Here is a 14,517-nt window from a genome sequence, read left to right as displayed (position 1 = left end):
GCAAGCCATGGCTCTACCCGCCATTCTCGCCGCCGGCAGGGACCGATACACGGTCCAGAATCAGAATCTCGCAGCGCCATGTCGACGAACTGAACGAAGATATCGCAGGGCTCGTCCGCACGCTGGAATCCCTCCATGTCCGGGTTCATCGCCCCCTGGATATCGGACCTACGGTCCCCGAGGTACAGACTCCCGCATGGTCGGCGGCAATGATCCCTGCGCTCAACGTACGCGACAACGTAGTCATCATGGGCGATGAAATCGTCGAGACCCCACCGATGATGCGTTCGCGCTATTTCGAAAACCAATTGTTGAAACCAGTGTTCATGGACTACTTCCGCAAGGGAGCCCGGTGGTCGGTAATGCCGCGACCACTCATGACCGACGGATCGTTCGACTTCTCCTATGTCGAGGGCACCGGTTCGGCCGACGAGCCTCTGGCACCGGTCGGCCGTCCCGACGGCTCGCCTTATCACGTCGGCTTCGAGATGATGATGGATGCCGCGCAGATACTGCGCTTCGGCGAGGATGTCCTGGTCAATGTGTCGACAGCTCATCACCAGCTCGCCTTCGAATGGCTGGTCCGGCAGTTCGAAGGTCGCTTCCGACTGCATCGGCTCTACCGGCTCAGCGATGATCACATCGACAGCACCGTATTGCCGCTTCGCCCCGGACTGTTGCTGGCGCGCTCGCCCGAGATCGTGGATCAACTGCCCGTCGAGCTGCAGAAATGGGACCGCATCTACTATCCCGAACCAGCAGCAGACGGCTTCCCGAGCTACGACGACAACGATCTGGTGCTCACCAGCAAGTTCATCGACATGAACCTGCTGTCCATCGACTCCGAAACCGTGCTCGTCAATTCGGCGCACACCGAACTCATCGAACTCCTCGAGGCGAACAGAATGACCGTGGTACCGGTCCAGCATCGCCACCGTCGGCTCTTCGGCGGTGGATTCCATTGCTTCACTGTGGACACCGTCCGCGAAGGCGGGCTGGAGGACTACTTCTCCGGGTAATCGCGCCCGCGCTCAGACCAGCAGCGCCCTCGTCTGAGGTGCGCTGGGGTCTGCCAGCACCTCCGCGGTGTCTCCGTGCTCGACAACCATTCCGTCCGCAAGGACAAGGATCCGGCGGCAATACCTGGCCACAACTGCCATGTCGTGGCTGACGACCAGGACGCCGATCCCCCGTGCGATTCGAGTTCGCTCCACCAACTCCATGATCGATTCAGCGGTGCTGGTATCGAGTGCCGATGTTATCTCGTCGCAGATGAGTACATCCGGTTCAGTGGCGAGCGCGCGCGCGATCGCGACGCGCTGCCGCTGACCGCCGGAAAGCTCGTCCGGATATCGACCCATCAGATCGGCGTCCAGCTCCACACTGCCCAGCAGACGTGCGGCGCGATCAGCGACCTCAGCCTTTCCGGTCATCCCGCTGAGCCGCAGTGGTCGCGAAAGCGCTTGCAACACAGTCTGCTTCGGGTTGAGTGTGGACAGCGGGTTCTGCGGGATCAGCTGCACTCGCCTCCGGTCGCGGCGAGATCGGCGTGCGCGCCCGACAGCCAATTCGCGTCCATCCACCTCGAGAGTGCCCGACGCCGCGGAATGGATACCGGCCAGCACTCGGGCCAACGTGGTCTTCCCCGCGCCCGACGGCCCGACGACTGCGACCGATTCCCCGGCCCCGATACGGAGGTCGACCGATGCCAGTAGCCTTCTGCGACCCGCCATTGCGGATATCGCGTGCGCCTGCAGGGCGGGCGGCCCCGCGACCACGGGATCCGAAGGCCGCGTCGCCAGCTCCAGCAGTCCCACCTGTGGCTCGCCCAGCGCGACCACGTCATCCGCGAGTCGGTGCAGAACCTTGGTGTCATGGCCCGAAACCACCACCGCGACATCATCGTCGGCGGCCAGCGAACGCAGCAGCTCCGCTATCCCGTTCCGCAGCTCCCCATGCAACCCGGCGATAGGCTCATCAACAACAAGGACACCAACCTTGCGAACCAGCGCGAGCGCAAGCGCGACCCGTCGCTGTTCACCACCGGACAGTTCGCCAGGACGCCGACGCAGACAGTCCTCCGGCAGCCCGACGCGAGCGAGCACGGTACCCAGATCGGCGTCTCTGGAATGGTTCGCCGCTTCTCTGAGCAGTGACCGAACCCGCATTGTCGGATTCAGCGCGGCACCCGGATCCTGGCTCACGAAAGCGATGTGCCCGCGGCGGAAGGACTGCAACGCATCGGGACTCAGCGCGAACACATCCTGTCCGGCGACCCGCACCGAACCGCTCGATCGAGTCGTACCGCTGGAAAGGTGGCCGAGCACCGCACGCATCAGCGTGGTTTTCCCGGCTCCGGATGGACCGGTCAACGCCGTGACGGAGCCTTGGGGAACCCACAGCGACGTCGTTGCCAGCAATACCGCACCCGACGACGAACGGATCGTGAGATCCTCGACCTGCACCCCAGTCGTCATACGCTGCTCCGCCCACGCCCGAACGCCGCAACGGCGCTGTTCACACTGACCGCCAACAGACCGATCGCCACACTCGGCGCCAGCACCGCGGCGGGGTTCAGCAGGATCCCGGAGGCGTTCTCGCGGACCATCACCGCCCAGTTCGCGTCTCCGAGGGTGGTCGGCAGCTGTAGGAACGCCGCAGTACTCACGAGGTACATCGCCTCCACGAATCGTAGGCCCAATTGAGTGAGCAGTGTTTCGCGCAGGTTCGGGAGCAGCTCTCGAAAAATGAGGTAACTCAACCGTTCTCCGCGTGCCTGCGCCGCTTCGATGAAGCCCGACGCCGCCACTCCGGTCGCCGCCGCTGCGAACACTCGCGCCGAATACGGTGTACCCGCGATCACCGATACGACCACCAAACCCACGGCTCCGGATTCGGGCCAGGAGAGCATAAATAGCAGGATCGCCAACACCGGCGGCAACAGCATGCCCAGATCAGCGGTGCGTTCGATCCATGCCCCGGTTCTCGGATGCAGCGCTGCTATCGATCCGAGGATCGCGGCGAACGCGGTCACCAACAGGGCGATGATCGCGCCCAGCAGCAGCAGTCCCCAGCCGCCACACAACAACTGGCTCGTGACGTCTTGGCCGAGCCGATCGCCACCCAGCCAGGCCGCGCTGTTGGGCTTCTCGAAGGTAATACCGACCGCATGATCGACTGCGTGCGGCGCGAGCGCGGGTCCGACTATCGCAACGGCGACAACGGCGGCCGCGGGTAACACCGCCGGCCACAGCCTTCGGGAGGTGGTCGAGGTCGTCATCGTCGACCTCGATTAGCCCAGGCACGAATGGCGTCGGCCAGCAGCAAGACGCACATGATCGTTGTTCCGGTCATTGCCACGACTGCCGCTACGAGCGCGGTATCGCGGTCGGAGACAGATCCCGCCACCATGGCGCCCATCCCTGGATAGTTGAATATCGTCTCCACAACGAGAGCGCCGCCGAACAACGTACCGACCGAGGTTGCGAAAGACGTTGCGATCGTGGGTAACGCGAACGGCAGGACGTGACGGAGTAGGACAGTCCTTTCCGGGAGCCCATTCAGAACGGCGCTCTCCACATGTGGTGCGGCGGCCGCGTCGATCAACGCGCCACGCACCACCCTCGAATTCCAGCCCGCCTGTGGTATCGCCAGGGCCGCAACGGGCAGGATCAGCATCTCCGGGCTCGCCGGATATCCGGAGCGGTCGGTGAAAGTCACCGCAGGCAGCCAATCCAGCCACAGCGAAAAAACCAGCACCAACAGTGTTGCCACCACGAATTCCGGAACCGCGATGACGAAGGCGGAGCTCGGTTGCATAACGCGAGCGGTGAAGCCGGTAGGCCGCGCGGACCACCACAACCCGCACAGCAGCGAGATCACCACCGTGGCCAACATCGCGACCGATGCCAGCAGCAAGGTTTGTGGAAACTTGGCCGCCAACAGCTCATTCACCGATTGCCCCCGGGCCGTGGTGCCGAAATCCCCAGTAGTGGCCCCACTGAACCAGTTCCAGAAACGGACCGGCAGCGGCCGGTCCAATCCCAGCTCGTGCTCCTTCGCCGCTATCCGATCCGCTCCCGCATCACGTCCGAGGACGGCCCGTGCCGCGTTTCCCGGCAGCAGGTCGACCACAACGAATACCACTGCAAGCAGTGCGATCAACAGTCCGAGTCGCCGCACCACCAGTCCGGTGAATGCGATCAACTCGACAACCAAACGCGTTCGAGCTGGACTCGGCCGTATCCTCCTAGCTTCGGCAGACCCTCGACTGAACGGGACGCAACATCGATGCCATCCGCCATGCCCCACACGATGTAACCGCCACGGTCGTACTGGATCTGTTGGATCGCCTTACTCGCCTCGGTGAACTTCGCGCCTGCCGGCGCGGCGAGTGCGTCGGCATAGGCTTTGTCGAACTCCGCATCCTTGAAGCCGGTTTCGTTCCACTTCGTCCGCGACGACATGACCTTGCTGGCGAAGAACATGACCGAGTCATTGGTGCCCCAGTTCACTGTGTAGAACGGGGCCTTCAGCCAGGTGTCATCGTAGAAAGCGTTCGCTTCTTGGACGACCACCTCGATATTCAGCCCGATATCCTTGGCCTGGCTCGCGAACACCTTCGCCGATTCCACCTCACCCGCGGCCTCCTGCTTCGTGACCAGCGGATAGGTTTTTCCGGTGTCGAACTTCGCATCCGCGAGCAGTTGCTTTGCTCGATCGACATTGCGCTTTCGCTGCGCGATCGATGGGTCGAAGGTCGGATCAGCAGTGCCCAGAATATCGTTGGCCACACTGCCGTAGCCCGAAAGCACCTGTGCGACCATCGCCGGGCGGTCCACGGCAAGGCGGAGCGCTTCCCGCACGCGCGGATCAGCGAAAGGCCCGTCGGAGGTCCTCATCGCGATGACAATCGCGACATCATTCGGACGGCGAATGACCTGGAGGTCACTGCGGGCTTCTGCCGTTCGCCCCGCGACGGCGCCGACACTCGATGCGACGTCGATCTGCCCTGCCATGATCGCGTTGGCCATCGATTCAGGGCTCTCGAACAGGGTGACTTCGACAGCATCGAGCAAGGGGGCGCCGCCGTGCCAGTTGTCATTTCGCACCAGCCGGGCGTCGCCATTGTTGTAGCTTTCGAGCCGGAATGGGCCGCTACCAATGCCTTTGGTGAAGTCCGTGGTTCCCTTGGGGACGGCAAAAGTCATCAATCGCAGCAGCAACGGCAACTGGCTGTTGGGCCCCGCGCAAGTCAGCACAACCGCGTTCGCGCCGACCGGCTTGATGTCATCGACCGACGACACAGGCACCTTGGTTTCACCCGCGACTTCACGCAGACGCCGAAGCGACCACACCACATCGTCGGCAGTGACCGGACGACCGTCGTGGAAGGTGGCACCCTCGGCGATCGTGAATGTCCAATTCCGTTGCTCTGCATCGGATTCCCACTTCGACGCCAACCGAGGGGCCACACTCGGGTCGGTTCCGGGAACCGTCAGCGGATCATAGATGAGCGACATGATGAGGAAATCGCTTTCATTGCTCATCGTCGCGTGAGGATCCCGCTCGGTCTTGGATGATTTGCCGATTGCACCGATACGAAGCGTGCCGCCGCGCTGAGGCGAGCCACCAGAGCCATCGGACGAAGATCCGTCTCCACAAGCGGTGATCGCCAGTATCGCACTCAGTCCGAGGCCTGCTTTGAAGAGTTGACGCCTATTCAAATCCATCGCTCGACCTCACCGGGTTCACTTCGAAGGTTAGCCTCCGCTAACTCGATAGAGGCTAGCGTGGCGACTCACCGACAGGCAACACCTCAACTGTTGCGATGGCCGCTAATGGGGCGAGCCATCCGTCGACCACTGTGCCGATAGTCCTGGACGGTCGCCTGCACACGCTCGCCTTTCTCGGCACCATCCAGCAGGTCCCCACCAACGCCGCTCGGTGTCACCGGTTTCGGCCAATCGGGAACGACCGAAGACCTCTACCGACACCACGGCATCGACAGCATCCTTGCGGGCGTACTGCAACTCACGCGCCTATCCGACTGACAACGTGGGGGCGACGATATGAATCCCCAGGTGGCCACATCGCACGCCGAACTCCATTCGGGCACAGCCGAACTCGGCGACGCAAGCCGAGTCCGGGTGGCAGAAAGCGGCCTGACAACCCGGCCCTGTCCGGACACGAGGGGCGGTGTCGCTGTGTCGCCACGCCCGCCGTTGTCCAGGATTGCTGCGGATTGACGGCGCCAGCGGGGGCCGCTGCGCGGGCCGGAAAATCTGACCCCAGAACTGATCAGTCCCCTCCTCAGGACCATGGCCTCGACCTACAGCCAAACCCGAACTGCGGCCCACTCACGGACCCTGCTAGGCGCCATACACCCAGGCACGGGCTAGGGCACCAGCAGATACCACTCCGCGAACGGGCCCTGGATCGGCCACGTGTCGGCCATGATCTTGGCCGGACCCATCCCCACCCACAGGTCGACGGTCACAGTGTCGCCTTGCGCCGCATCGGTGTGCACGTATACGTCCTGGTTTCGCCCGCCCGCCGAGCCCACCCACCCCAGCATCACGTGATTGCCGCACGGCCCGCGCTGGTAACCCAGTGGTGTGACGTGCGCCAGCACGTGGCCAGGCTGATGCGGTGCGGCCTCCACCGCCACGCCGATCGCCCCGGCACAAAAATTCGCATCGCCGAAGGTATAAAGCGTGGTGCCTAACGGCGCCCATTGCGGTAGCGGATCCGCCTGCGCCGGTGTCACCACCGTTCCACACACCAGCGCACCGATTCCTACCGAAACCATAGCCCCCGCGACCATCCGCCGCACCGTCATCCGTCGATGTCCTTCCCACATAATCACACTCGCGGGCTTACTACCCGCACCAGCCATACGGCCGGGGACCGACCCCACCGACATCGCAGCGGCGAGTAGCGAGAGTCGTTCCAGCAGTGAGCGTATCGAACAACCTCGGCCGCAGCGAACGTTCAGGCGTCCTCACAGCGGTACGGAACGCAGCCCTCTTCCCGTCGAGATACCTTGGCCGGTAACAGTTCTGCGCCGATACCGGTGGCGGCGACCGACACGCTGACCGGCTCCCAGCCGCGACTGATCGACATGACGACTCGGTGCACTGCACACCGCCAAACCAAGACCAGCCATCCTGGCGCTGTTTACAGCACCTCCATTGGATGAACGCACTCTCCTGGACCCGGTCCTGACGCCAGACCTCCGATTCCGCTAAGAGTCAAGCTGCGGCGGATTCCGGCGGTGCAGTCGGGTGTGGGGTGAATGCCTTTGTGGGGTTGCAGGTTTGGCGGGTTTGCAGGCAGTGGTAGAGCTGGCCGAGCATGTTGTTGAACAGGTGCCGCATCGCTGCGGCGTGGCGGTCGCCGTGATCTCGGCGGTGTCGGTAATGGTTTCGATCGCGACCGGGATCGGATCCTCGGCGATATCGCCGGCATCGGCGAGAAGTTCACTCACGATGAATCCGGTTGGATCGTCGCTGATTCGCTTCCTGGACACCAGTTTTCCGTCACGATCCACGACTGCGATGTCGTGATGGCCTTCGGCCCAGTCGATTCCACAGAACAAGCCCACTCGCCTACCTCCATCAGTCAGGTGCTGTCTGGTCCAAGATCCAGGCGAGAACGCGCAGCGCACTACTTACGAGCCTCACGGGCTTGCCTCCGATGAGCTGTTCGCGATCCCAGCACACCCGCACGGCGCCAGTCTCGGTCAGAGCTCCAGGGCTCCCTCAGAAGATTCCAGACATCCAGTCGCGCAAGCAGACTCGAACCACGAACAATCCCACACTCCGACAGCGGCCGAGTCGAGACGACACACCGTCGCCTCGACCCGGCCAACTGACAAACGACGCATCAGGACCCGGCACCGATCTGGCGTGAGATCTCCCGACGATCCTGTGTTAAGTAGGTGTCCGTGCTCGCCGACGCACCGTTCACAGATAAGTAGTTGTAAGTAGCCACATCCGGAGCTGTCTGAACACCCATCCGATATCCGGATCGGGGACACGCCCAAGCCTGGCGCCGATCTCCACGAGCACTCGGTTTGCATCCCCGCTGGCAAAGTGGTTGGGGCTCATTCCCGTTGGCTTGCTCCAACATCGAGAGCACAGGACATACCCACGACATCGAAACTGACCGGAACCGTCGCGCTCGTCACCGGCACAAGTATCGGTATCGGCGCCGCCGCCCGCAAACTCGCCGACACGGTGCCTTCGTCGTGCTCGTGGCCCGCCGCAAAGGCGGTCAACAACCTGATCGAAACCTACAAGGACGACGCGATCTGGGAACTGATGTACTTCGGCCACCCACGGTAGCCGCGGCAATAGCCGAATCCTCCGCCCGTAACCGTGGGCGGACGCCGATTCGCACTGTCATGCTCAGCAAGTCGATATAACGATCCCGACACCAGACGAGAGGAACTACGGCCCGACCTGGGGCGGCAAGTACGTGACGTCACGCGCGACTGCTTCGTCGATCTGCTCGGGGGTCAGAAGGGCCACAGTGTGTGAGACCGCCCCTCCATATGCCGCAGTACGGATTGCGAGCGCAGCGGCAGCAACCTCGTCCGGAACATCGCCGATGACGAACAGGTCGTCTTCACCGAAAGCGAAATAGCAGGCTTCTACCTGGCCGCCCACGCTTTCGACCATCTCCCTGATGGCCACTCGGCGAGCGCTGCCACCCTGAGCGAGCAGGCCACGCGCTCCTTCCTGGGAGTAGCTGACCCGCCACAAATACTTGGGCATCTCGTGTCGCCTCCTCCTCGCGAGACCACCGCGTCCCGCATCCACTCGATGAGCCCGAGACTACGGTCTCGACTACCGCAAAGACGGCAATGTCCAGCAATGATGCAGCAATGTAATGGTGATCAGGCGGCAGCGTCACCGGCGCCCACGGCCGAGTACGAAGTCGCCGTCAGCCGCCACAGGCAAACACCTATCAACTGCCGACCGGATTCGGCGGAACCCGAGGTTCACCTGCGTATGGGCCGAGTGATAAGGAATGGCACGGATTCGAGTTCTCGCTGAGCCCGAATCCCGCCGTCGGACGTTCCGGTATTCGAAATGCCCTGCGATAGAGCCCTTCACGCAGCCGCGTACCGGTGTAGATTCCGCAGCATGCCGAGTGATGCCCAGCTGAAGATTCAGAACGCCATCCACCGTGCCCTGCTCAGAGTAAGCGGCGGGAAGCTGGGCAAAACCATCGTCGGGATGCCGACCCTCGAGCTCACCACAATCGGTCGCAAGACCGGTGAGCCGCGAAAGGTCATGCTGACCGCTCCGGTCATCGACGGCGAGACGATCGTGATCGTGGCCTCGCGCGGCGGCGACCCCACCCACCCTGCGTGGTATCTGAATCTGCGTGACAATCCTGATGTCGAGGTGTCGCTGCAGAGCGGTCCCCAGCGACCGATGGCGGCCCACGTGGCCACCGCGGAAGAACGCGCGGCGTTGTGGCCCCGGGTCGTCGCCGCGTACCAGGGTTACGCCGGCTATCAACGCAAAACCACCCGTGAGATCCCGCTCGTGCTGTTGACGCCGAATCAGTGAGATCTCATACGCTCCGGTCGCGCACTTCCAAGCCGCGTTGCCGGTCATTGTGATGGCGAAGCAGTCCGGTCTTCTCGAATTTCACAAGCTCACTCGGTCCGACCTCATCCCCGGGCTGTTCCTGCAGGCACGAGCGCCGAAACAGGTAGCGCGCTACTCACGTCGACACCTCGGGAGGGGAACAGACTGACTCCGGGGCACGGCCCCCCGAGCCTCCCGCGTCTCGGAGAGGTGATCATGAGAGGCGCAGTTTCCGTCGCCGCGCCGGAAGTCGGGCCTGCAGCGCAAACGCACGCTCCACGTGGCGACCATGGTCGACCTACGGCGGCCGATCCCGCTCATCGGCCGCCGGCCGGCCCGGCCTCCCGCGTCACCGGGCGCCGATCTCACCGCGTGAGCAAGCCGCCGCTCCGAACGCACGACACCCTCGCTCGTAGCCGTGAATCCGCTCGCGGTCCTGGTAGACCGGTAGGGGGGCTGGCATGTCGGACAATCTGATCCGAATGACGTCCAGGGACAAGGGATCCTGGGCACTCACGCCGTGCCGGCGTGGATCAGGTGCGGTCCTGAATTCATAGGACGAGCGGTTGTTCGGATGCCGTAGGTGGCCAACAGCTGTGTCGCGGAACGGTCTTCGACCCGATCGAAACCGAAGGACAGCAAGTTGCCGCGAATTTCGTCCGCGGTGAAGAAACTGAGCCACGGTTCGCCCACCGCGGCGACGCGATCTGCGCGTGCCTGTTGTTGTCCGGCCGCGGGATCGTGGAGGGTCGAGGAGACCGGGTACAGGTAGTCGAAAACCACCTCCGCGGATCCGCCGTGGCCGGCAATGTAGCGAAGAGTGTCCTCGACCGACGCTCTGGTCAGGTACATGACAACGCCGAGCCAGATGAACACCGCGCTCCGAGCGCGGTCAAGCCCTGCCTCGGCCAACCCGTCTGCCAGCGTGGATTGTTCGAAATCAATCGGGGCGAAGGTCAGCGATGACGGGATCGCGATTCCGGTCTCGGACAGTCGGCGCCGCTTCCACTCCTGGGTATCGGGGTGATCGACCTCGAAGAATCGCACGTCCTCGTGGGTATTGCGGTAGGCGGTAGTATCCAGTCCAGCACCAAGGATCACTACCTGACCAGCCCCGCGGGCGATCCCGTCCGCCACGGTGTCATCAGCGAAGCGGCTGCGCGCCGCGATGAACAACCGCCGGCGACGAGCCAGATCCTGATCGAGACCATTGTCGAATTCGCTTGCCTGCGAGCCAGATTCGCCGATGATCTGCAGAGCCAACGGATCGGTGAACACCCGTGGCTCGTCGACGACCTGATGATGGGCCCTCGCGCGCGCTACGGCCATTGCGGTTCTACTCGGTTGCCCGACCTGCATGCCCGCCACCTTACCAACCCGCTGGAAGACCCGGTCGGCCCCGAGGGGAAGAAACTCGGCGCGAGAACTGCTCGTCGGTCCAGAACACCACCCTGACGGACCCGAGAGCCATGACGTGTGGCTGCAACTACGAACCGGGCGAGGAGAACTCGCGTTCGACCGGTCGGGATGCGCAGGGGCCGTGCGGATGCAGGAACTCCAGTCGATGAGGACGGCTGGTGGGTGAGGCCACTAGCTCGTCGATCGGAGCCGCGTGCGTCGTGCCTGCTCGACCGCTGGACCATTCGTTACATGTTGACGTTTGATGTCGATGTGTAATACTCGCTTGGCCCGGCGATCACGAGAGGGAGGTGCGCCGTTGACCGACAACGCCCGAGAGGCGCTCGAGATACTTCGCGATGCGAGTCAATTCAAGTGGTATGTGATCCCGCTTCTGCTGATCGTCATCTACATCTATGCCGCCGAAATCGAACGGCGGAACTGGAATGTCCTGTTCGCTGGACTCGCCTTGTGGGGCATGGACTGGTTCAACGAGATCTGGAACGCCCTGGTCTTTCATTTCACCGATCGGGCGCCGGTCTGGGGCGCGGCCGGCCCAACCGCATATCAGATCCTCATCGGCCTCAATATCGAGATCTGCTTCATGTTCGCCATCATGGGGATCGCAGCGGCAAAGATGTTGCCGCCCCGCGAGACCCGCATCTTCGGCCTGCCCAACCGGCCAGTTCTCATCGCGGCCAACTCGGCCGCGGCGGTCGGCGTCGAAGTGTTGCTCAACAAGGTCGGGGTACTCACCTGGGAATGGTCGTGGTGGCAGCCGGGCTTCCCCGTCCTCATCTGGCTCATCGGCTATGTACCGTTCTTCGCGGTCTGCTTCTTTGTGCATGATCTACCCACCGTGCGTGCCAAAGCATTCACTCTGGGCGCGATCCTCGGTGTCGACGCCGTCGCGATCCTCGGCTTCGGCGCCGCGGGGTGGCTGTGATGCGACCCGAAGCCATCCGGCGTACCGCCGTTGTCGCTGTGACCGGGCTGGTATTGGCCGGGGTGACAACGCATTCGGTGACTATCGCGGACCCCGGCTGTGCGCCGGTGGGCACGGTCGGCACCCCGGAAGTGACAGTCGACGAATCCACTGCCGGACTGGCGGCATTGGCTCCTGCCGCCGTCGACCTGCCCGAGCGGATCCACTTCCGCACCCCCACCGACTCGTTCAACCGACGCTGGACATTCGCCAACCGCGACGGCCACGTATACGTGAAAGAGTCCGCCGCCCAGGGCGGTTGGCGCACCGTGGCGCTACCGGGCTGCTTGGAGGGTCGCGTCGTCGGTGTCTCCGCCGACGACGACGAGGTGATGATGATCGACCGCGACGGCCGGTTCTACACCATGGACCACGCGCTCAGCGCACCCCGGGACTGGAACTGGAGCAGCCGCTACGGCACCCCGCTGTGGACCGGCCCCGGAAACACGCTGCCCCCGGGCACTCGCACCTGGTCCTGGTCGGTTCTCTCACCCAACGAGGACCACGTCTGGCGAGATACCGCCGGCAACGATCACCCGGTCGGCGGAGCGAAGGTGTCGCACGTCTATGCGCTCACCCACGATGGTCAGCGCATCCAGTACATCGATCCCTGGTTACCGGTGGATCACAGCTACGAGATGGCGACGCCGCACGGCGGTCGGTTCCAGGCGATCGCGCTGTCCACGAGCGCATCGACCTCGCTGATCGTCAACCGTTTCGGCGACTTCTATACGCGCCTCTACGATTTCGACATCTCCGGCGCCGACAAGGTGTTCTTTCGCTACTCCTATCACGATCAGAGCGAACTGCCCGAGGCTCCCGACATGCTGTCGGAACGCATGGACAGCCGATACGCCGCGATTCAGCTGCCCGCACCGGACTGGATGCGGCAGCCGAAGGTGCCGGGTGAAATCACCGACCGCATCTCCATTCATCGGACCGGGCCCGGCTCGTCGGCCCGGGAACTGCGAGTCGAGGGCCGTGACGGCGGTCGAACCGGCTACTGGACAAAGCAACTCACCGACGAGTCGTGGACATTCGTCCGTACCGATCAGCCTCTTGCCGGGGCTGTGCTGGAGAATTCGCCGTCCGATCGTTCGCTCGATACGCTGGCGGCCCCTTCGCCGTACGACTATGACGGCGTCTTTGTGCAGGGGTGGAGAGCACAAGTGCACACCTTCGATGTGGCCGTCACCCCGACACCGCTTCGGATCGACTTCGGCGACGGTAAGCAGCTGGATCTGATTCTGCACACTGTCGACGGGTTGCGCCAGACGCCACAGCGGCCGGGAATCTCCAGTCAGCCACGATATTTCGACGGGACGATAGAACTGGCTACGGAGCTGCTGGCGGGCCTCGACGCGCAGCCCGCCGTGGTACGCGAATTCGTCCGAAACGTACTGGGCGGGAACCGTTTCACGGAAACCTCTGTCGATGTCACCGATACTCGGTTCCACATCGCCCGGCTGGATCTGACCTTGAACCGATCCTGATTCGACTCGACCGGCGCGGCGTTCCGGACCGCCGGTCGACCGGCGAGAGCGCGACCGGTCGGGTCTATGGGATGTCGGTGGCAGACGTTCGCGGTTGACTCGTCGGCTCCCGCGACGGTGACTCGGGCCGACGTCGGCGTAGGTCCGTCAACCGACCGAAAGAAACCCTTCGAGGGCCGCGACCTCAGCCACCTCGAACTGCTCGACACGACCCCCTTCAAGTCCGGATCGTGGTCCACCGCCTCGCCCCGCGCTGAACAGCCCGAAACCCGGAGACCCGGCCCTGTTCGGACCGGGTCTCATATTTTGCGGCAGAGGGCGACGCAAACCACAATCCGGACATATTCGACAATAGTGGCATCAATAGCGGCCGGCATCGGACCTGCGCGTGCCACCCCGAACCGAGGATGGCCCTAGCAGCGGTCACAACCGGACATCATTACGGCACCAATCAAGTAGCCATGGAAGATCTATTTGGAAAAATCAGCCTCAGTCGAACATATCTCGACACTAGAGGATTAACCCTCTTTCAATGTCCTTCATATCGATGCAGAATTATTGGGATCAATTCCATCTGCTCAACCCGAAGGAGTTCGCCATGCGAACTAAATTAGCACTCTTGCTGGCCGCAGTCGCCACAATATCATCCCTCGGGATGATCGCGCCTGCTATCGCGTCGGCGGAACCGTCGCCATCGGCGCCGGAAGTAGTGCAAGTAGTCGGCTCCGTGACAGTGTGCCTCTGGTTGCCATTCGGATCCGCCAGTATCGGTATTTGCATCTGAGTCCGGCTCATATTCCGAACTGCCGCCATGCGTCGAGCGCGAAGCTCCACAAAAAGCCTGGTCGGGGCCGCTCGGCAAAGGGCTGGACCGAGTATCCCACTGGCCCGAAGGGGATCACCACTTCCCTGGTCCATGCAGTTAGTCTGGCACTATTCCGGGTTGCCGCATCAGAACTGGTCAGTCTGTCGTCGAACCTATTGTCTTGACAATTGCATCGCACCGTCTTCTTTCTAATTCCGATAACCACATTGC

Annotated in this window: 14 protein-coding genes; 5 read left to right on the top strand and 9 right to left on the bottom strand. The window is 63.1% G+C overall.

Annotation, left to right across the window (positions count from 1 at the left end):
• The first annotated feature begins 248 nt into the window (after positions 1-248).
• Positions 249-1,019 carry a hypothetical protein gene (locus ACLMAL_RS04305; RefSeq protein WP_411997860.1) on the top strand — a complete coding sequence of 257 codons (771 nt, stop codon included), beginning with the start codon at positions 249-251 and terminating at the stop codon, positions 1,017-1,019.
• Between the two features lie 12 nt (positions 1,020-1,031).
• Here ACLMAL_RS04305 and ACLMAL_RS04300 read toward each other — a convergent pair whose 3' ends face one another.
• The 7 genes from ACLMAL_RS04300 to ACLMAL_RS04270 form a co-directional block, all read right to left on the bottom strand.
• Positions 1,032-2,477, bottom strand: a complete 1,446-nt coding sequence (locus ACLMAL_RS04300) for an ABC transporter ATP-binding protein (protein ID WP_411997859.1) — start codon at positions 2,475-2,477, stop codon at positions 1,032-1,034.
• On the bottom strand, positions 2,474-3,280 hold the full coding sequence (locus ACLMAL_RS04295; protein WP_411997858.1) for an ABC transporter permease subunit: 807 nt from the start codon (positions 3,278-3,280) through the stop codon (positions 2,474-2,476). Before ACLMAL_RS04295 ends, ACLMAL_RS04300 begins: the two co-directional genes overlap by 4 nt.
• Positions 3,277-4,206, bottom strand: coding sequence for an ABC transporter permease (locus tag ACLMAL_RS04290; protein WP_411997857.1), 930 nt, complete (start codon positions 4,204-4,206; stop codon positions 3,277-3,279). The genes ACLMAL_RS04295 and ACLMAL_RS04290 overlap by 4 nt, the downstream gene beginning before the upstream one ends.
• Positions 4,203-5,732, bottom strand: coding sequence for an ABC transporter substrate-binding protein (locus tag ACLMAL_RS04285; RefSeq protein WP_411997856.1), 1,530 nt, complete (start codon positions 5,730-5,732; stop codon positions 4,203-4,205). Before ACLMAL_RS04285 ends, ACLMAL_RS04290 begins: the two co-directional genes overlap by 4 nt.
• A gap of 665 nt (positions 5,733-6,397) precedes the next feature.
• A complete protein-coding gene (locus ACLMAL_RS04280) occupies positions 6,398-6,841 on the bottom strand; it encodes a hypothetical protein (RefSeq protein WP_411997855.1) in 444 nt (147 codons plus the stop codon).
• 152 nt (positions 6,842-6,993) lie between these two features.
• Positions 6,994-7,125, bottom strand: coding sequence for a hypothetical protein (locus ACLMAL_RS04275; RefSeq protein WP_411997854.1), 132 nt, complete (start codon positions 7,123-7,125; stop codon positions 6,994-6,996).
• A gap of 121 nt (positions 7,126-7,246) precedes the next feature.
• On the bottom strand, positions 7,247-7,606 hold the full coding sequence (locus ACLMAL_RS04270) for an IS110 family transposase (protein WP_411997905.1): 360 nt from the start codon (positions 7,604-7,606) through the stop codon (positions 7,247-7,249).
• Between the two features lie 490 nt (positions 7,607-8,096).
• On the opposite strand from ACLMAL_RS04270, the gene ACLMAL_RS04265 reads away from it, so the two are divergent.
• A complete protein-coding gene (locus ACLMAL_RS04265; protein WP_411997853.1) occupies positions 8,097-8,348 on the top strand; it encodes a hypothetical protein in 252 nt (83 codons plus the stop codon).
• Between the two features lie 105 nt (positions 8,349-8,453).
• On the opposite strand, the gene ACLMAL_RS04260 is transcribed toward ACLMAL_RS04265, so the two are convergent.
• Positions 8,454-8,780, bottom strand: a complete 327-nt coding sequence (locus ACLMAL_RS04260; protein ID WP_411997852.1) for a GYD domain-containing protein — start codon at positions 8,778-8,780, stop codon at positions 8,454-8,456.
• 372 nt (positions 8,781-9,152) lie between these two features.
• Here ACLMAL_RS04260 and ACLMAL_RS04255 point away from each other — a divergent pair, with 372 nt between their 5' ends.
• Entirely contained in the window at positions 9,153-9,584 is a 432-nt protein-coding gene (locus ACLMAL_RS04255; protein WP_411997851.1) for a nitroreductase family deazaflavin-dependent oxidoreductase, read from the top strand.
• 534 nt (positions 9,585-10,118) lie between these two features.
• Here ACLMAL_RS04255 and ACLMAL_RS04250 read toward each other — a convergent pair.
• A complete protein-coding gene (locus tag ACLMAL_RS04250; RefSeq protein WP_411997850.1) occupies positions 10,119-10,964 on the bottom strand; it encodes a class I SAM-dependent methyltransferase in 846 nt (281 codons plus the stop codon).
• Between the two features lie 358 nt (positions 10,965-11,322).
• On the opposite strand from ACLMAL_RS04250, the gene ACLMAL_RS04245 reads away from it, so the two are divergent.
• Complete coding sequence (locus ACLMAL_RS04245; RefSeq protein ID WP_411997849.1) at positions 11,323-11,949, top strand: hypothetical protein; 627 nt, start codon at positions 11,323-11,325, stop codon at positions 11,947-11,949.
• Positions 11,949-13,481 carry a hypothetical protein gene (locus tag ACLMAL_RS04240; protein WP_411997848.1) on the top strand — a complete coding sequence of 511 codons (1,533 nt, stop codon included), beginning with the start codon at positions 11,949-11,951 and terminating at the stop codon, positions 13,479-13,481. The genes ACLMAL_RS04245 and ACLMAL_RS04240 overlap by 1 nt, the downstream gene beginning before the upstream one ends.
• The last annotated feature ends 1,036 nt before the right edge of the window (positions 13,482-14,517 follow it).

It is taken from the genome of Nocardia sp. CWNU-33 (assembly GCF_046764895.1).
Lineage (GTDB): Bacteria > Actinomycetota > Actinomycetes > Mycobacteriales > Mycobacteriaceae > Nocardia.
This window is presented reverse-complemented; position numbering and strand designations above follow the sequence as displayed.

Coding starts and splice junctions, on each gene's coding strand:
- ACLMAL_RS04260 (WP_411997852.1), bottom strand. CDS start 8,780: ATGCCCAAGTATTTGTGGCGGGTCAGCTACTCCCAGGAAGGAGCGCGT.
- ACLMAL_RS04275 (WP_411997854.1), bottom strand. CDS start 7,125: ATGTCGATCAGTCGCGGCTGGGAGCCGGTCAGCGTGTCGGTCGCCGCC.
- ACLMAL_RS04240 (WP_411997848.1), top strand. CDS start 11,949: ATGCGACCCGAAGCCATCCGGCGTACCGCCGTTGTCGCTGTGACCGGG.
- ACLMAL_RS04250 (WP_411997850.1), bottom strand. CDS start 10,964: ATGCAGGTCGGGCAACCGAGTAGAACCGCAATGGCCGTAGCGCGCGCG.
- ACLMAL_RS04305 (WP_411997860.1), top strand. CDS start 249: ATGGGCGATGAAATCGTCGAGACCCCACCGATGATGCGTTCGCGCTAT.
- ACLMAL_RS04295 (WP_411997858.1), bottom strand. CDS start 3,280: ATGACGACCTCGACCACCTCCCGAAGGCTGTGGCCGGCGGTGTTACCC.
- ACLMAL_RS04255 (WP_411997851.1), top strand. CDS start 9,153: ATGCCGAGTGATGCCCAGCTGAAGATTCAGAACGCCATCCACCGTGCC.
- ACLMAL_RS04280 (WP_411997855.1), bottom strand. CDS start 6,841: ATGACGGTGCGGCGGATGGTCGCGGGGGCTATGGTTTCGGTAGGAATC.
- ACLMAL_RS04285 (WP_411997856.1), bottom strand. CDS start 5,732: ATGGATTTGAATAGGCGTCAACTCTTCAAAGCAGGCCTCGGACTGAGT.
- ACLMAL_RS04300 (WP_411997859.1), bottom strand. CDS start 2,477: ATGACGACTGGGGTGCAGGTCGAGGATCTCACGATCCGTTCGTCGTCG.